Origin of the sequence: Gordonia sp. VNK1, assembly GCF_040049135.1 — a bacterium.
Taxonomy (GTDB): domain Bacteria; phylum Actinomycetota; class Actinomycetes; order Mycobacteriales; family Mycobacteriaceae; genus Gordonia; species Gordonia oleivorans.
Map to the genome: position 1 here is coordinate 84,102 of NZ_JBDZDJ010000013.1, position 18,479 is coordinate 102,580.

General features: G+C 67.1%; 10 protein-coding genes and 1 pseudogene. 4 read left to right on the forward strand and 7 right to left on the reverse strand.

Features of this window, described 5'->3' with window-relative positions; genetic code table 11:
- Window positions 1-6 precede the first annotated feature (6 nt).
- From ABLE94_RS16620 to ABLE94_RS16635, 4 genes and pseudogenes are all read right to left on the reverse strand, one after another.
- Window positions 7-1,902 (reverse strand): glycosyltransferase family 2 protein, encoded by a 1,896-nt coding sequence (locus ABLE94_RS16620; protein ID WP_348809306.1) that lies wholly within the window; start codon window positions 1,900-1,902, stop codon window positions 7-9.
- Window positions 1,899-4,502: an AMP-binding protein gene (locus ABLE94_RS16625; protein ID WP_348809307.1), complete on the reverse strand. Its 2,604-nt coding sequence runs from the start codon at window positions 4,500-4,502 to the stop codon at window positions 1,899-1,901. The genes ABLE94_RS16620 and ABLE94_RS16625 overlap by 4 nt, the downstream gene beginning before the upstream one ends.
- Window positions 4,499-4,930: an alpha/beta hydrolase-fold protein gene (locus ABLE94_RS16630; protein ID WP_348809354.1), complete on the reverse strand. Its 432-nt coding sequence runs from the start codon at window positions 4,928-4,930 to the stop codon at window positions 4,499-4,501. Before ABLE94_RS16630 ends, ABLE94_RS16625 begins: the two co-directional genes overlap by 4 nt.
- Before the next feature lie 29 nt (window positions 4,931-4,959).
- Window positions 4,960-5,526 (reverse strand): annotated as a pseudogene (locus ABLE94_RS16635) (alpha/beta hydrolase); the annotation flags it as partial.
- 77 nt (window positions 5,527-5,603) lie between these two features.
- Here ABLE94_RS16635 and ABLE94_RS16640 point away from each other — a divergent pair.
- Both ABLE94_RS16640 and ABLE94_RS16645 read left to right on the forward strand, forming a co-directional pair.
- Window positions 5,604-7,316 (forward strand): flavin-containing monooxygenase, encoded by a 1,713-nt coding sequence (locus ABLE94_RS16640; protein WP_348809308.1) that lies wholly within the window; start codon window positions 5,604-5,606, stop codon window positions 7,314-7,316.
- A 120-nt stretch (window positions 7,317-7,436) separates the two neighbouring features.
- The gene (locus ABLE94_RS16645) at window positions 7,437-9,593 is read left to right on the forward strand and encodes a DUF2254 family protein (RefSeq protein ID WP_348809309.1); all 2,157 of its coding nucleotides are present in this window, start codon (window positions 7,437-7,439) and stop codon (window positions 9,591-9,593) included.
- 111 nt (window positions 9,594-9,704) lie between these two features.
- Here ABLE94_RS16645 and ABLE94_RS16650 read toward each other — a convergent pair whose 3' ends face one another.
- The 3 genes from ABLE94_RS16650 to ABLE94_RS16660 all read right to left on the reverse strand — a co-directional run bounded on the left by ABLE94_RS16650 (window position 9,705) and on the right by ABLE94_RS16660 (window position 11,877).
- The gene (locus tag ABLE94_RS16650; RefSeq protein WP_348805653.1) at window positions 9,705-10,091 is read right to left on the reverse strand and encodes a DUF4189 domain-containing protein; all 387 of its coding nucleotides are present in this window, start codon (window positions 10,089-10,091) and stop codon (window positions 9,705-9,707) included.
- Window positions 10,092-10,210: 119 nt separating this feature from the next.
- Window positions 10,211-10,816, reverse strand: a complete 606-nt coding sequence (locus tag ABLE94_RS16655) for a DUF937 domain-containing protein (RefSeq protein WP_348809310.1) — start codon at window positions 10,814-10,816, stop codon at window positions 10,211-10,213.
- A 29-nt stretch (window positions 10,817-10,845) separates the two neighbouring features.
- Entirely contained in the window at window positions 10,846-11,877 is a 1,032-nt protein-coding gene (locus ABLE94_RS16660; protein WP_348809353.1) for an alpha/beta hydrolase, read from the reverse strand.
- 546 nt (window positions 11,878-12,423) lie between these two features.
- Here ABLE94_RS16660 and gltB point away from each other — a divergent pair.
- The gene (gene gltB, locus ABLE94_RS16665) at window positions 12,424-17,028 is read left to right on the forward strand and encodes a glutamate synthase large subunit (protein ID WP_348809311.1); all 4,605 of its coding nucleotides are present in this window, start codon (window positions 12,424-12,426) and stop codon (window positions 17,026-17,028) included.
- Window positions 17,021-18,475: a glutamate synthase subunit beta gene (locus ABLE94_RS16670; RefSeq protein WP_348809312.1), complete on the forward strand. Its 1,455-nt coding sequence runs from the start codon at window positions 17,021-17,023 to the stop codon at window positions 18,473-18,475. The genes gltB and ABLE94_RS16670 overlap by 8 nt, the downstream gene beginning before the upstream one ends.
- The last annotated feature ends 4 nt before the right edge of the window (window positions 18,476-18,479 follow it).

Consider the following 18,479-nt stretch of genomic DNA (forward strand, 5'->3'; position numbering starts at 1 on the left):
ATCGGTTCAGATGTAGAGGCTGCGGTGTCGGATGCTGCCCTTCGCCCTGCCGAGGAGGTTCCCGGCATGAAAGAGCCAGCGACCCAGCGGAACACGGGTCAGACGGGTCGGTAGAAGGGGATTCCGCAGAAGGAGGTAGGCTATCACGTCGAGCGTCGCGTACCAGGGGCGCCGCGGCATTCCGTAGTGACGGTAGTCGGAGTACAGGCGGGCGTCGCCCTCGCCGCACATCACCGACTGATCCCAGATGCCCGCCAAGGTATCGCGCAGTCGGTACGCGACCAGCGCTCGCGGCGCATGGCCCAGCGCTCCGCCGGTCAGCTGGACCCTGATGGTGAAGTCGGAATCCTCACCGCCGCGGTCATACGCGGTGTCGAATCCGCCGGCCCGGTCGAAGGTGTCGCGCCAGACCCCGAGGTTGCAGGTCGGTGAGACGCGCAGGAATCCGGGGAACTCGTACGGTTGTTCCGGCGGGAGCATGCCCCGCCAGCTCTGGGCGCGAACGGAATTGAGAGTCGATGTCTCCACCGCTCCGCCGACCGCATCGTAGGAGGTTGCCACCCTCGTCAACTCGGTGAGCCACGCCGGATCGACGCGATCATCCCCGTCGCAGAAGGCGACGAAGTCCCCATCGGACGCGGCGACCCCGGCGTTGCGGGCGTGCGCGCTGCCCTTCGTCGCGCCGGCATCGACCCACTTGAGCCGCAGCCGATCTCGGAGCGGATGATCCGACAGGTGGTCACGCAACCCATCGGTGGAGCCGTTGTCGGCGACGATCACCTCGAAGGGGCGTTGGTAGGTCTGATCGGCCAGCGCGTCGAGCTGCAGATCGATGACGTTGCGGGCGTTGAACACCGGGATCACCACCGATACGAGCTCGGGCAACTGCCGCGATCGATTCGAATGTCGCTCACGCGGGGGAGTGGCCTGCGAGTCACCGTCGTGACGGAGTCGCTGCGCCCGACGCAGGACGGTGGGTGGGATGCGTCCCACCTCGTCACGTAGGGATGCGCGTAATCCGCTGCCGGTCAGATAGATCCGGGAGAGTCGATCGGTTCCGATCGCCATTGCGCGGCCGCGGAGGAACACGTCCTTCGATATCGATGCCGCGGTCCACAGCGCCTCGCTGCGAGCATATCTGCGATACAGCGTGAGCCGGTTGCGCGCAATGTAGTAATGCCGGAACGGTGCGTCCTCGGTGAACTCGATGGCGCCCGCGGCCCGGCCCCGCAAGATCCAGCGGAGCGGGCGCGGCGGTGTCCATTGCGCCGCCCGGCCCAGCCGGTGGGTGATGCGCGTACCCGGCACGATCACCGCGTGGGCTCCGAGCGCGCGGGCCCGCAGATAGAACTCCGTCTCCACGCAGTCGATGAAGAGTCCCTCGTCGAAGAGACCGACCCGCTCCAGCAGCGCCCGCGGGAACATCATGCCTGATTGGATCGGTTCGAATGCCAACGTCACACCCTTGTGGGCGAACCAGAATGGTGCGACGTCGTCGTTGATCAGGCTCGGCGACAGCATCACCAGGTCGATGTCGAGTGACCGGGTCAACGCGAGGTGATCGAGCATGCGGGAGACGTAGTCGGTGGGCAGGTCGGTGTCCTGATCGAGGGTGAGGACCGCCTCGGCGCCCTCCTGCAGGGCGAGTTCGATGCCGCGGTTGAGTGCGTGGGCGATGCCGCGGTTGTCACCGGAGCGCAGGACGGTCGCGCCGGCGGCGGCGCACTTCTCCAGGATCTGTGCGACCGCACCGTCGGGATCGGTTGACAAAGAGGGTGATCCGTCGTCGACGATGATCACCTGGCCGGCCTGATCGCGAACCGAGTCGACGGTGGCCACCAGGGCCTCGTCGGGTTCGAACGCACTGATCACGGCGGCGACGCCGGTGGGGGCGATGGTCATGACGGCGCACCCGCCGGCACGTCGGACAACGCCTCGTCGAAGGCCGTCACGGTCTCGGAGACGTACGGCGCGCGCACCATCGAGTGGTGGTCGCCGGCGACATCGGTGAACGTCACCTCACCGGAGGTCACATGCGTCCACAGGGCCGGGTCGTCGTGATTGGTGCGGGCCCGGATGATGTGGATCGGACCGCCGTAACCGCTGGGGCGGTAGCGCCGGATCATCCGGGTGCCGAGGTCGAAGAAGACCGTCCACTGCAGGGTGGTCGGCAACCGGACCAGCCCAGCGGTGATCATCAGGACGTTCATCGCGAGCAGATTCCAGGCCTGCTGGAACCGAGTCCGGGTGGAGGCCGCCGCCGTCGCGGAACGGTCCGGAAGGACGGCGTGATCGGCTGTCAATGCGGCGAATTCGGCTCGGAGGCGGCGGAGGCCACCGATCTCGCGACCGACGAGCCGATCGGCCAGGATCGGGTCGATGAGTGGGTCGAGGACGATCACCTGCTCGCATGCGTGTCCGGCCCGGGTCAGGGCGGCCGCCGCCTCGATCGCGATGAAGCCGCCCATCGAGTATCCGCAGATGCGGTAGGGGCCGCGGGGCCGGACCGAACGGATGTCGGCGATGGCGCGGCGTGCGGCGGCCGCGATCGAATGGTCGGTGCGGCCACGGCCCTCGATGCCGCGGGCCTGGATTCCGTACACCGGACGTTCGGTGTCGAGGGCGCGGGCGAGCGGGGTCAGTGATGTGGCGAGGGACCCCGCTCCGGCGATGACGAAGATCGGCTCACTGGCACCGGTCCGCAACTGCACCATGGTGTTTCCGGTTGCCGTGCGGGCTCGTTCATCGTTGGCGGCGTCGAGGACGCGGGCGAACTCGGCGATGGTGGGGGCGGCCGAGAGCATCGCCGTGTCCAGCCGCACCCCGAAGCGGTGCTCGAGGTCGGCCAGCATGGTGCGCGCGGCGAGGGAATCGCCGCCGAGGGAGATGAAGTCCTCGTCCCGTCCGACGGGGTCCATACCGAGCGTGTCCTGCCACAGCAGGGTGAGCATCGCCTCCGTCGGGCCGTGCGGTCCGACGACATCGCCGCGCTCGGGAACCGGCGGCAGCGCCGCACGATCCACCTTGCCTCGTTCGGTGCGTGGCAACTCGGTCATCACCACGACGTCACGTGGAATCATCCACGGGGCCAACGTCTTTGCCAACGCGATGCGGATCTCGGCCGGCGACGGCGACCACTTCTCCCGGTCCACCGCCACGTGGGCGATGAGCCGGCCGGCGTCACGGTCGCCGGTGACCACGGCGTCGACGGTCCAGGGCAAAGCCCGCAGCGCCGCCTCCACCTCGATCGGTTCGACGAGGTATCCGCGGATCTTGACCGCGTCATCACGGCGACCGAGCAGATGGAGGTGACCGGCGTCGTCGAAACGGCCGAGATCGCCGGTGTGCAGCCGTGTCCGGCCGTCGTCGAGTGCGACGAACCGGCGGGCGGTCAGATCGGCATCATTGAGGTAACCGAGTGCGAGATAAGCGGATTCGACGACGATCTCACCCGCGGTCCCGGCGGGGAGGTCACCTCCGTCCTCACCGACGATCCGAACCTGCTTATTCGATGCGGGGGTGCCGACGGGGATGGGACCGCTGGGCAGATCCCGTTCCGGCGGAAAGCGATTGAAGGCGAGATCGCCCATCTCCGACGAACCCGACCAGCTGCAGAAGACGCCGTGGCGCAGAACCGTTCGCCGCAGCAGTGCCACGTCGGCGGCGGTGACCGGCTCGCCGCAGGTGGAGGCCAGTCGCAGCGAGTGCAGCGAGGTGTCGTCGAGGTCGGGGTCGTCGAGATCGGGCAGCCAGGAACGCAGCAGCGACGGAGTGCAGTGCAGGGTGGTGGCGTCGGTGGTGTCCAGCCAGTCTCGCAGGCCGGTGGTGGTGCGGCGCCGGACATCCCACAGCATCATGGTGGCGCCGTTGAGCAGCGTCATGATCAGGCAGTCGAATCCGGCTCCGAAACTCAGTGGCAGCAGGACCGCGGCGCGGTCGGCCAGTCCGAGGCCCATGAACTCGTGTGCGTCGACCGCCTGGTTGACCCAGCCGCGCTGAGAATGGATGACGCCCTTCGGCTTTCCGGTGGAACCGGAGGTGAAGATGACGACGGCCGGGTCATCGGGTGCCGGATCTGCCAATGGTTCTGCACTGGAGGGCAATTCGTTGATCCGCGCGGGACTCATCGGGATTGCACCGGACAGCTGCAGGATGTGTTCGCGGCGGTCGTCGGGCAGTAGCGGGTCGAGCATGATGACCGGGCGTCCCGACATCAGTACCGACAGCAGGGCGAGCACCGAGTCGACGTCGGATTCGGTGTCGACGGCCACCGGGCGGCCCGCGTCGGTGACCGCGGCGATCGCCCGTGCGCGATCCTCGGTGTGCGCCAACGCCTCCGCGAAGCCGATGGACGCCTCGGGGGTGAGGATCGCGATCTCGTCGGCGCGGGCCGCGGCGACGGCCCGCCAGTGCGCCACGGCCGTTTCCGGTAGCCCGCGGCGGACGGTGTCGAGGTCGACCGGCGGCGAGTCGTCGTCGGCACCGTGGGCGCAGTGGGTCATGAGTTCAGGCCGGCGGCGATCGTCGGCCAGGATCGATGCAGTTGGTCCTGCCAGTACATCCACGAATGTGTGCCGGTGGCAGGGAGATTCACCGTCGCAGGGATGTTCAGATCACGGAGTCGTTGCGCCATCTGCTCGGTGCACTGACGGGCCGCGGCCTCCAGTGCCCCGCCGACGACGATCTGATTGGCCACCGGCGGAGCGCCCGGGGCCTGGTGTTCGGGTGTGTCGTAGCGCCCGGCGAGGCCGCTGCCGGCGGAGAGATAGAGCGTCCGGCCGCGGAGTTTGGCCGCATTGATGTACGGATCGTGACGAATCCAGTCGGCGGAGCCGGTGGGTCCCCACATGTTGTCGACATTGGCGCCGGCGGCGGTGTAGACGATGCCCGAACCGCGGCCGCGCCCTCGGGAGTGCTCGTCCGTGCGCAACCGCTGTAGGACGCGACCGACCGGTAGAGGTCACCGGTCTCGCCGGCGAGGGTGAGGACCGATGTCGCCGACATGGATAGGCCCGCGATCGCGTTGCGTCCGTTGGTCTTCAACGTCGCGTCGACGGCCGACGGTAGTTCCCGCGTCAGGAAGGTCTCCCACATCGGGCGGCCGATCTTCGGGTCGTCGGCCACCCAGTCGGTGTAGTAGCTGCCGATGCCCTTCATCGGGATGACGACGTTGACGAGCTTGTCGGCGAAGAACGTCCGGGCATCGGTCTGGGCGAGCCAGTTGGCGCCGTCCTCCCCGCCGCCCGCGCCGTTGAGCAGATACAGCGTCGGTGCGTCGGCCGGATTGCCCGCCGGTCGGATCACCTGGAGCGGGATGTCGGCGTTCATCGCCGCCGAATGGGCGGTGGCCAGCCACAGGTTGTCGTCGAGTTGCTCCACGAATGTCAACCCACCGGTCGACCCGGTGCTCGGCTGCGGCGCGGCGGTGGCCCACGGCGCCATCGCGAAGGCGGACACGACGGCCAGGACCAAGGTCCCGATCATGGTGCGGAAGCCGCCTGGGCCGGTCGACACGGAAGAACGCATAGTAAGGTAAGCCTACACTGCGGAAACTGTCCGTGGTCGGCGGTACAGCATGCGCCTGAGTCAGGCGGAGGTAGTCCATGAAGGTCTGTGTCGTCGGAGCGGGCCCCTGCGGCCTGACGACCATCAAGCAACTCCGCGACGAAGGACATGAGGTCGTCTGCTTCGACAAGAACGCCGACATCGGCGGGATCTGGCTCCGGCACGCCGGCGACGATGACGAGATGAAGGCCTTCGACAACCTGATGCTCACCATCTCGATGAAACTGATGGCCTACTCCGACCATCCGTTCAAGGGCGGCCGGGTCTTCTACTCACGCAAGCAGTATTACGGCTACCTGCGCGACTACGCCGACCGCTTCCGGCTGCGCGATCACATCCGGTTCGGCAGCGAGGTCACCGACGTCCGCAAGACCGGCGGGTCGTGGATGGTGTCGGTGCGCCGTGACGGTGTCGAGTCGAGCGAGGAGTTCGGCGCCGTCGCGATCTGCTCCGGCCCGTTCAAGACTCCCAACCGTGCCATCGCCGGCCTCGAGGGTTTCGACGGTGAGATCGTGCACTCCGCCCAGTACCGCAACAACGAACGCTTCCGGGGTAAGCGCGTCCTGATCGTCGGCCTCGCCGAATCCGGCGCCGACATCGTCCGCGAGATCGGCGACGTCGCCGAGTCCGCCACGCTGTCGATCCGTTCCTACACGTGGTTGCTGCCCCGGGTGTTCGAAGGCGACAAGACCACCGACTACGGTACGGTCCGCTCCCACCACCATGAGATGCTGCGTCGCTCAACGGATTACCCGTTCCCGCTGCAGACGTTCTGGGGACGCAACAGGTTCGCCAAGGCGGTGTTCCTCGCAGCCTCGGTGATCCTCGGGTTCATCACGGCCGGCGTCGGCGGGTTGCGCGGTGAACTCGCCCGCCGGACCGGACGGAAACCGGACGAACCCGCACTCAATCCCATGGGTGAGCCGGTCCGCCCGTTCAAGATGGATCTGGGAACGCCTGAGGACGAGGCGAATTGGGAGATGCTGCGGACCTGGAACCGGCGTTCGCATCCCGACGGCAGTTGGACCCAGCGGGGCATCTTCTGCAAGAACGTCACCTTCATCCCGAGCCTCGTGTCCGGGAAGGTCACGCTCAACGACGCCGGGATCGATCGGTCGGACGGCAAGAAGGTCTTCTTCAAGGATGCGACGGCCGCCGACTTCGACACCGTCGTACTGTGCACCGGATTCACCACCGAACGACTCGCGATCGGCGACCTGACGGTCCGTGACGGCAACGTCCGCAACCTCTACAAGCATTCGATTCCGCCGGAGCACGACGGGACCGCCGCGTTCATCGGGTTCGTGCGGCCCTTCTCCGGCGGTATCCCGATCTGCGCGGAGATGCAGGCCCGCTACTTCGCGCGACTGTGCAGCGGAAAGCAGAAGCTCCCGGCGGACGTCGACGACCGCATCCTGCGCGAGAAGCAGTGGGAGGAGTACTGGACCGCGCTGAGTCCTCGGCACACCGAATCGATTCCCTCGCAGGTGGTCTACCTGGATTCGATCGCGAAGGAGATGGGTGTCCTGGTCCCGATGTGGCGGATGCTGATCAACCCGAAGCTGTTCAAGCAGTTGTGGTTCGGCAGTTTCAACCAGTCGTGCTACCGGATCGTCGGCCCCCACAATCTCGGGAAGGCCGCCCTCGAGGATCTCTACGCCGAGCCGGTCGGCCGACTCCGCAACGCGGTGTGGGACATGTCGCTGCTGCAACTGATGCCGAAGAACGTGCATCCCAAACACATGATGTGAGGCGGCTGCGCCCGGAATCGGGGGGCAGGGAGAGTCAAACGGTCGGTGCCCCGTCGGCGGGCGAATTAGACTCACCGCCATGAACTGCCGACGCCCCATCGTGCATCCGAGGCGGGCGCGGTGACCTCGTGGTTCACCCGCACCATCGTCGACCCGGGGCGGTTGCCGCTGTTCGTCTTCCTGGTCGCGTTCATCCTCACCTTCCTGTTCATCCGATTCAGCGTCCGGATGATTCGGGCGCAGGTCCGGTGGTGGCCGGGCAACGTGACCCCCGGTGGTCTGCATCTGCATCACGAATTCTTCGGGGTCATCGTGATGACCCTGTCCGGGTTCGGGCTGATCTCCGTGTCACGGTTCGACACCCCGATCGCCGACGCGGTGCTCGCGTCGCTGTTCGGTGTCGGATGTGCGCTGGTGCTCGACGAGTTCGCGTTGATCCTGCATCTGCGGGACGTCTACTGGGAGAAGGAAGGACGCGCGTCGGTGGACGCGGTGTTCGTCGCCATCGCCATCGGGCTGCTGTTCCTGATGGGGTTTCGTCCACTCGATTTCTCCTCGGCGGTGGGCGAATTCCGTGACGACCCGGACGTGGTGGGTCGGATCGTCGTGGTGGTGGGCATCGCGGTCAACGTGGTGCTGGCGATCATCACCCTGGTGAAGGGCAAACTATGGACCGGGCTCATCGGGATGTTCATCCCGGTGCTGCTCGTGGTCGGTGCCATCCGGGTGGCCCGACCGGCCTCCCCGTGGGCGCGGTGGTTCTACGGAAGTCGAGACGGTAAGCACCAGAAGGCCATCCGGCGCGAGCGACGACTGCGTGAACCGATGATCCGGTGGAAGATCGTCGTGCAGGAGGCGCTCGCCGGCAGATTCGGGGTGCCCGACGCCCCGCCGGCGTCGCAACCGGTCGCGCCGGTGCCCGCCCCGATCGCGCAATCCCCGTCCGTGCAGATGCCCAACCGCATCGCGACCGCCATCCGCTGGCGCCGCATCCGGCGGGAACTGAAGGTGGTGCCGACCTGGCGGCTTCCGGTGATCCTGGTGATGCTGGCCATCATCGCGGCGATCGCGTGCGTGACCATCGATGAGAACCTGGGTCTCGACGTCGATTCCGGCACGCTGGCAACCGTGCTCGGGGTGATCGCCGGTGCGACCGCCACACTCACCGGTCTGGTCTTCACGGCGGTGACCCTTGCCATGCAGTTCGGGGCGTCGCAGATCTCGGTGCGGGTGATCCCGATGCTGCAGCGCGAACCGGTGATGCGCTGGTCCATCGGCTTCTTCCTGGCGACCTTCGTGTTCAGCGTGATCATCGCGATGGACCTGGCGTTGTCGGGGCCCGACGACGGCACCCCCGGCGCGTCGACCGCCATCGCGGCCTTCCTCACCGTGGTGTCGGCGATCCTGTTCATCGCCCTGGTGACCAAGGTCGGCTCGGTGCTCAACTCCGCTCAGTTGCTGCGGTGGATTGCCGCCGACGGTCGTTCGGCGATCCGGCGGCAGTATCCCGTCGTCGGTGGGCAGACCACGGACCACGGCTCCGAACTCGACGAATGGGCCAGTGCCGCAACTGAATCGCGCACCACCATCACACTTCCGGAACTCGGTGCCCGCGGCCGGATACTCCTGGCCGTCAACGTGCCGATGCTGGAGCGGTACGCCGCGTCGCGGCAGGTGCGATTCGACCTGCTGGTCCGGGTGGGCGACAACGTCTCCCACAACGTCGGGGTGATCGCCGTCATCGGGCCGAGCACCGGCGGCAAGCCTGGAGGCGACGCGGAGTTCCAGCGAAAAGTGCTGGGCTGCCTTCTCTTCGGCGACACCCATCAGCCGTCGGTGAGTCCGGCCGCGGCGCTGCAGGCGATCACCGACATCGCACTCAAGGCGATCTCCACCGCGGGCAACGATCCGAGCAGTGCGGTCCTGGCCCTCGACCACATCGAGGATCTGTTGCTGATGCTGGCACCACGGGTACGCGCCGCCCGCCGGTCGCGGTTCGTGCGCGGCTACCGGCGCAGCTGGGCCGACTACGTGGCCATCGGCACCGACGAGATCCGCCGCCACAGCCATGGCCAGGCGCAGGTACACCGTCGGCTACGCGCCCTCTATGAAACGCTCGCCGCGCAGTGCGCCGACGATCAGCAATCGCCGATTCTCGAACGACTCGAGGCCCTCGATGTGCAACTCGCCCAGGAATGGACGGTGCCGCTCGACCGTCGGCTCGCCGCCGACCCCGACCGGCAGGGATACGGCTCCGAACGGGGTACGGCACTGTAGCCGCCACGAGTGAGCAGACACCGCGCGAGTAGACACCGAGCGGGCAGACATCAAGCGCCCCAGACCCGTGACGGGCTGGGGTGCTTGATGATTGACGGATCGACGCGTGTGTCAGCGGTCGGTGCAGACCGACCGTGCGATGTGGCCGGGGACGCCGGCGCCGAGCTTGCGCAACGCTGCGCGACGCGCCCCTTCGTGGGTGTCGTAACCGCGGGCCCAGGCGACGGACTCACCGTCGTTGGAGTAGGCGACCGCACCGCAGGAGTTGTAGAAGGTGAAGTAGCCGCACTCCTCGCCGCACTGCGCCTCGACCACGTCGGCCGCCGCCTGAGCCGTCGGGTAGTTCCAGGCGGCGGCGGTTCCGCCGTAGTTGTCGTAGGCGATGGCGCCGAAGTTGTAGTCGTAGGCCGCGGCCGGCGCGGCCGGAGACAGGGCCAGGCCGACGCCGGTGAGGGAAACGGTCAGCGTCAGGGCGGCGAGGATGCGTCGTGCGAACATGCCGGGAGGTTAACAACGAATCCTCAGGTGTTTCTCATCGCGAGCGGCGCTTGTCATTCGCCCGAGCGACGCGTCGAGCCGGTCGGGTGCCGCCGTCCGAGACGTCCTGGTGCCCAGCGCTACTTGCGGCCGCCGAGGATGCTGCCGAGCAGATCCCCGAGGCCACCGCCACCGCCCGAGCCGCCACTCGAGCCACCACCGAGAACACCGCCGAGAATGGATCCGAGCCCGCCGCCCGCGCCGCCACCGAGGGCGCCGCCGAGGATGGAGCCGAGGTCTCCGGCACCGCCGGACGCGGTGGTGGACGATGCGCCACCCTTGTTGAGGATCTTCGACGCCAGGAAACTCATGACGATGGGGGCGAGGATGGGCAGCAGCTTCTTGATGAGGCCCTGATCCACCGCGGCGGCGGGCACCTGATCGCTCAGCGCGGTGGCCACCGAATCGGTCTTGTCGCCGAAGATGTGCGAGACGATCTTGTCGCCGTCGGCGGTGTCGACGTCGTCGATGTTGATGGTGCCCTGCGCGAGATCGTTGTCGTGGGCGGACAACGCGGTGGCGATGCCCTGTGCCGAGGACTCGTCGGCGGACTGGTGTTGCAGACCGCCCACGAGGGCCGGAAGTGCTTGCGCGACAGCGGAACGCGCGGTCGTCTCGTCGACGCCGAGCTGGCCGGCGATGTCGCCGATGGGGAGTCGGGACATGAGGTCGTCGATGTCGGACACGTCGTTACTCCTTGGGTCGGGGTGTTGTGTCAGGGTGTGTTGGTTCGGGGTGTGTTGGTTCGGGGCGTCGTCACGGATTCGGAGATGAATGAGGCGGCACTGCGCAGCGCGTGGCCGGATTCGGGTGAGAGGCGCGGGAACATCTGGAAGACGTGCCCCTGCCCGGCCCACGATTCGATCCGGGCGTCGGCACCAGCATCGGTCAGCATCTGGTGATAGTTGCGGGCGTCCTGGCCCATCACCTCGAGACCGCCGTATTGAATCAGTGTGCGCGGCAACGGTGTTCGATCGTCGACCGAGATGCGCATGCGGGGGTGGTCGGGATCGGCGTTGCCGGTGTAGAGGCGCAGGATCTTGCGTGCCCCGATCGCGTCGATGATCGGGTCGCGTGCGCCGGCGCGCTGGTGGGCGACGGCGGTGTCGAAGGTGGGGTCGAACAGTGGTGAGAACAGCGTCATCGCGGCCGGTTGCGGAGTACCGGTGCGCTGGTTGTCGGCGAGGAGGTCGAGCGCGAGATGCCCGCCCGCGGAATCGCCGGCGACGATGATCTGCTCGGCATCGATGCCCTGGGACAGCAGCCAGTGATATCCGCGGATCGCGTCGTCGCCGCCGGCCGGCCACCGATACTCGGGTGCGAGTCGGTAGTCGAGGCTGAAGGCCAGACATCCGGTCCGTCGGCCCAACCGGGCGACGAGTCCGCGGTGGGTGCGCGTCGAGCAGACGACGTATCCGCTGCCGTGGAGGTAATAGATGACCGGGCGATCGCGGCCGATGGTCAGGTGCACGCCGTGACGGCTGCTGTCGCCGACCCATTCGCCGCGGACCTGCCCGCCCTCGAATCGCGTCGCGACGGGCCGGGTGACGACGCGCTCCGGGATCGGACTCATGGCCTCCAGCGCCCGGTTCAGTCCCGGTCGGGTCGTGCGGATGACCTGCGCGGTGATGGCGGGGGAGCCGTAGCGGGCACCCGCCATCAGCGGGCGGGTGACCCGACGCAGATAGGAGTTGAGTGCCAGCGTCCGCCGCGACGCGAGGGCCGAAGAGGGATGCCGGTCGTCAATCGGGGCGTCGTGGGTGTCCGTGTCGTGGGCGCCCGTGGCGGCGGGATCGTTGGTGTCGGGCAGCTCCGCCGCGGCACCTGACGTGGGGTTCACAAACGCGACACTATGCCTGCGGAGCCCCTCGGTGGGGGAAATCGGGCGCTGTCGGTGCGAAATCGAGCGCTGTCAACGTGGGGGAGGGCGCTGTCAGTGGGGTGGCGGGCGCTGTCAGCGAGGACCTTGGGAGGACCTTGGGGAGGACACGCAATGCCTCATACGCTGCGTGGACGGCATCGTTGTGGTAACCGGATTTCGATACTGGGTACCCGCCGTGAGAAAATAATTGACAATGCTCAGCGAGCAGGGTGAGTCCTGCCCGACAACTGATGTCGGGTGGAATCAGTCAGCAATGGCGCTGACCCTCGGGACGCCACCGCTCGACCCTCGACAATGCCCAGGTCAGCCCACCAACCGGGGCCTGTCGAGACGGGGTCGGGGGTGTCGAGTCCGCACAAGACGTATACGGATGAATCGGTGCGCAGAGTCGCGCGCAAAGTGAGGGCGAATATGAAGCATGCTCCCGGTCCGACCGGTCTGTACGACCCCATCCACGAGCACGATGCCTGTGGTGTCGCCTTCGTCGTCGACATGCACGGTCGACGCAGCCGCAACATCGTCGACAAGGCGATCATGGCGCTGGTCAACCTGGAGCATCGCGGTGCCGCCGGCGCCGAGCCGAACACCGGTGACGGTGCCGGCATCATGATCCAGGTTCCGGACCGCTTCCTGCGGGAGGTCGTCGACTTCGAGCTGCCCGCCGAGGGTGCTTACGCCACCGGCATCGCCTTCCTGCCGCAGGGCTCCAAGGATGTGACCGAGGCGGTCAAGGGCGTCGAGAAGATCATCGAGTCCGAGGGCCTGAACCTGCTCGGCTGGCGCGAGGTGCCCACCAACGAGAACGGTCTCGGGGCGCTCGCACGCGACGCGATGCCGACCTTCCGTCAGGTGTTCCTGTCGCTGCCCGACGACGTCGAGGACGCCGACGGCATGGCGCTGGAGCGCAAGGCGTTCGTCGTCCGCAAGCGCGTCCAGCACGAACTCGGCAACAAGGGCGCCGGCGCCGACGGCCCGGGCCGCGAGACCGTGTACTTCCCGAGCCTGTCCGGCAAGACCTTCGTCTACAAGGGCATGCTGACCACCCCGCAGTTGCGGGAGTTCTACGTCGACCTGCAGGACTCGCGCGTCGAGTCCGCGCTCGGCCTGGTGCACTCGCGCTTCTCCACCAACACCTTCCCGTCGTGGCCGCTGGCCCACCCGTTCCGCCGCGTCGCCCACAACGGTGAGATCAACACCGTCACCGGCAACGAGAACTGGATGCGGGCCCGTGAGGCGCTCATCGACACCGAACTCTTCGGCGGCGAGGGCACGGCCGAGAAGATCTTCCCGGTGTGCACGCCCGGAGCGTCGGACACCGCGCGCTTCGACGAGGCGCTCGAGATGCTGCACCTCGGTGGCCGCAGCCTGCCGCATGCGGTGCTGATGATGATCCCCGAGGCGTGGGAACGTCACGAGTCGATGAAGCCCGAGCATCGCGCGTTCTACGAGTATCACGCGACGCTGATGGAGCCGTGGGACGGACCGGCGTCGGTGTGCTTCACCGACGGCACCGTCGTCGGCGCGGTTCTCGACCGAAATGGCCTGCGCCCCAGCCGCATCTGGGTCACCAAGGACGGCCTCGTCGTGATGGCGTCGGAGGTCGGCGTCCTCGACATCGACCACTCCGACGTGGTGCAGAAGATGCGCCTGCAGCCGGGCCGCATGTTCCTCGTCGACACCGCGGCCGGCCGCATCGTCGACGACGAGGAGATCAAGGACGAACTCGCCGCCGAGCACCCCTACCAGGAGTGGCTGGACCAGGGGCTCGTGCACATCGATCACGTCAAGGCACTGCCGCATGAGCACATGTCGCATCACCGGGTCACGTTGCGCCAGTTGACCTTCGGCTACACCACCGAGGAGCTGAACCTGCTGGTCGCGCCGATGGCGAAGACCGGCGCGGAGGCCATCGGCTCGATGGGCACCGACACCCCGATCGCGGTGCTCTCGGCGCGGCCGCGGATGCTCTTCGACTACTTCCAGCAGCTCTTCGCGCAGGTGACCAACCCGCCGTTGGACGCGATCCGCGAGGAGATCGTCACCAGCATCGGTGCCACCATCGGCTCCGAGGCCGACCTGCTGCACCCGGGCCCCGAGTCGTGCCGCCAGATCGCCCTGCCCTCACCGGTTCTCGACAACGATCACCTGGCCAAGCTGGTCCGGATCAACGACGACGAGAACCTGCCCGACTTCCGCAGCGCCCACATCCACGGCCTGTATCCGGTGGCCGAGGGTGGCGCCGGACTGCGCAAGGCCCTCGACGAGGTCCGCGCCAAGGTCAGTGCCGCGATCGCCGACGGGGTGAACCTGATCATCCTGAGCGACCGGGAATCCGACGAGGACCTCGCCCCGATCCCGTCGCTGCTGCTGACCGCCGCGGTGCACCATCACCTGGTGCGTGAGCGCAAGCGCACCCGCGTCGGCCTGATCGTCGAATCCGGCGACTGCCGCGAGGTGCATCACGTCGCCACGCTGGTGGGATTCGGTGCGGCAGCGGTCAATCCGTACATGGCGTTCGAGTCCATCGAGGACATGGTCGAACGTGGAGTGCTCGGCGACATCGACTTCGAGACCGCCCGCACCAACTACATCAAGGCCGCGGGCAAGGGCGTGCTGAAGGTGATGAGCAAGATGGGCATCTCGACGGTGGCCTCCTACACCGGCGCCCAGCTCTTCCAGGTCATCGGCATCAACACCGAGACCGTCGACGAGTTCTTCGCCGGCATGCGCAGCCAGCTCGGTGGTATCGGTCTCGACGAGATCGCCGCCGACGTCGCCGCCCGCCACCAACTCGCGTTCAGTGAGCGTCCCTCGGAGCGGGCGCACCGCGAACTGCCGGTCGGCGGTGAATACCAGTGGCGCCGTGAGGGTGAGTACCACCTGTTCAACCCGGACACGGTGTTCAAGCTGCAGCACGCCACCCGCACCGGGCAGTACAAGGTGTTCAAGGAATACACCAAGCTCGTCGACGATCAGTCGCGCAAGCTGGCCACCCTGCGTGGTTTGTTCGACTTCAATTTCGGTGACCGCGACCCGATCCCGATCGACAAGGTCGAATCCGCCCGCGAGATCGTCAAGCGATTCTCCACCGGCGCCATGAGTTTCGGCTCGATCTCGGCCGAGGCGCACGAGACCCTGGCGATCGCGATGAACCGTCTCGGTGGCCGGTCGAATTCCGGTGAGGGCGGCGAGGATCCGCGTCGCTTCCACCACGACGAGAACGGCGACTGGCGGCGCAGCGCGATCAAGCAGGTCGCGTCGGGACGTTTCGGCGTCACCTCGCACTACCTGACCAACTGCACCGACATCCAGATCAAGATGGCGCAGGGCGCCAAGCCCGGTGAGGGCGGGCAGCTTCCGCCGCACAAGGTGTACCCGTGGGTCGCCGAGGTGCGTGGTTCGACGCCGGGTGTCGGCCTCATCTCGCCGCCGCCGCACCACGACATCTACTCGATCGAGGATCTCGCGCAGCTGATCCACGACCTGAAGAACGCGAACCCGCAGGCGCGGATTCACGTCAAGCTGGTCAGTGAGATCGGTGTCGGCACCGTCGCCGCGGGTGTGTCCAAGGCACACGCCGACGTGGTGCTCATCTCCGGTCACGACGGTGGTACCGGCGCGTCGCCGCTGACCTCCCTCAAGCATGCCGGTGCGCCGTGGGAGATCGGTCTGGCCGAGACCCAGCAGACGTTGCTGCTCAACGGACTTCGCGACCGCATCTCGGTGCAGGTCGACGGTCAGCTCAAGACCGGTCGGGACGTGGTGATCGCAGCGCTGCTCGGTGCCGAGGAGTTCGGTTTCGCCACCGCGCCGCTGGTGGTGTCGGGCTGCATCATGATGCGGGTCTGCCACCTCGACACCTGCCCGGTGGGTGTGGCCACCCAGAACCCGCTGCTGCGTGAGCGTTTCACCGGCAAGCCGGAGTTCGTCGAGAACTTCTTCCTGTTCATCGCCGAAGAGGTCCGGGAACTGCTGGCGCGTCTGGGATTCCGGACGCTGCAGGAGGCCGTCGGACACGTCGAGGCACTCGATACCGGTAAGGCGCAAGCGCATTGGGCGTCGGAGAAGGCCGGCAAGCTGGATCTGTCATCGGTGCTGGCGCTGACCGAGTCGCCGTTCATGAACCAGGATCTGTACTGCTCCGGCGTGCAGGACCACGGTCTGGACAAGGCCCTCGACCAGCAGCTGATCGCGCAGAGCCGCGAGGCCATCGACAGTGGTACCCGGGTGAGCTTCACCTCGAAGATCACCAACGTCAACCGCACCGTCGGCACCATGCTCGGCCACGAGGTCACCAAGACCTATGGCGCGCAGGGTCTTCCGGACGGAACGATCATGATCGACTTCACCGGGTCGGCGGGCAACAGCTTCGGTGCGTTCGTGCCCAAGGGCATCACGTTGCGCCTCGAGGGCGACGCCAACGACTTCGTCGGCAAGGGACTCTCCGGTGGTCGTATCGTGGTGCGCCCGGCGACCAACGCGCCGGAAGGTTTTGTGGCCGAGGACAACATCATCGCCGGCAACGTGATCGGCTTCGGTGCCACAGCGGGCAAGATCTTCCTGCGCGGTGTGGTCGGTGAGCGGTTCTGCGTGCGCAACTCGGGTGCGACCGCCGTCGTCGAGGGCGTCGGCGATCACGGCTGCGAGTACATGACCGGTGGCCGCGTGGTGGTACTCGGTGACACGGGGCGCAACTTCGCGGCCGGCATGTCCGGCGGCATCGCCTACGTGTACGACCCGGCGGGACGATTCGCCGACAACCTCAACACCGAACTGGTGGAGATCGAGCCGCTCGACGACGAGGACATCGCGTTCCTGTCGGCGACGATCACCGAGCACCGCGACGAGACCGGATCTCCGGTTGCCGCAGCGGTTCTCACGGAGTGGGAGACCACGCAGACCCAGTTCGCCAAGGTGATGCCCCGCGACTTCAAGCGGGTGCTCGCGGCGGCGGCAGCGGCCGAGCGAGATGGACGAGACGTGAACGAAGCGATCATGGAGGCCGCACGTGGCTGACCCCAGAGGATTCCTCAAGCACACCGAGCGTGAGCTGCCCGACCGTCGACCCGTCGACCTGCGGCTGCTCGACTGGAAAGAGGTCTACACCGACTTCGGCAAGGATGAGCTGAAGACGCAGGCCAGTCGCTGCATGGATTGCGGTATCCCGTTCTGCCACAACGGTTGCCCGCTGGGCAACCTGATCCCCGAGTGGAACGACCTGGTCTACAAGAACCAGTGGGATGCCGGCATCGAACGGCTGCACGCCACAAACAACTTCCCGGAGTTCACCGGTCGGTTGTGCCCGGCGCCGTGCGAGGCGTCGTGCGTGCTCGGTATCAACCAGCCCGCCGTGACCATCAAGCAGGTCGAGGTCGAACTCATCGACAACGCCTGGGATTCCGGTCTGGTCACCCCGGTGCTGCCGACCGAACGGACCGGCAAGAACGTGGCCGTCGTCGGCTCGGGTCCCGCGGGATTGGCTGCCGCACAGCAGCTCACCCGCGCAGGTCACACCGTGTACGTCTACGAGCGGGCGGACCGCATCGGTGGTCTGCTGCGCTACGGCATCCCCGAGTTCAAGATGGAGAAGCGCCACATCGACCGTCGTCTGGAGCAGATGAAGGCCGAGGGCACCGTCTTCCGCACCGGCGTCAACGTCGGCGTCGACATCACCATCGAGCAGCTGCGCACCGACTACGACGCGGTGGTGCTCGCGATGGGTTCGACCATCGGTCGTGACCTGCCCATCCCGGGCCGTGACCTCGACGGCATCCATCAGGCGATGGAGTTCCTGCCGCAGGCCAACCGAATCCAGTTGGGCGACACCGTCGAATCCCAGATCACCGCCAAGGGCAAGAAGGTCGTCATCATCGGTGGCGGCGACACCGGCGCCGACTGCCTGGGCACCTCGCTACGTCAGGGTGCCGAGATCGTGCATCAGTTCGAGATCATGCCGCGTCCGCCGCAGGAACGCGCCGAATCGACCCCGTGGCCGACCTATCCGCTGATGTACCGCGTCTCCTCGGCCCACGAGGAGGGCGGCGAGCGGGTGTTCTCGGTCAACACCGAGCAGTTCGTCGGCGAAAACGGCAAGGTCACCGCGCTGCAGGCGCACGAGGTGAAGATGGTCGACGGTCGCTTCCAGAAGGTCGAGGGCTCCGACTTCGAGCTCGAATGCGACCTCGTCCTGCTGGCCATGGGCTTCGTCGGACCCGAGCGCAATGATCTGCTCGACAAGCTCGGCGTCGAGTACGACCAGCGCGGAAACATCAAGCGCGACGACGAGTTCCGGGCGATCGGCCAGGAGGGTGTGTTCGTGGCCGGTGACGCCGGCCGTGGCCAGTCGCTGATCGTGTGGGCCATCGCCGAGGGCCGTTCGGCCGCCGCGGCCGCCGACGCGTTCCTCGCCGGTCAGACCGATCTGCCCTCGCCGATCTATCCGACGCAGGTCGCTCAGCGCTGATCGG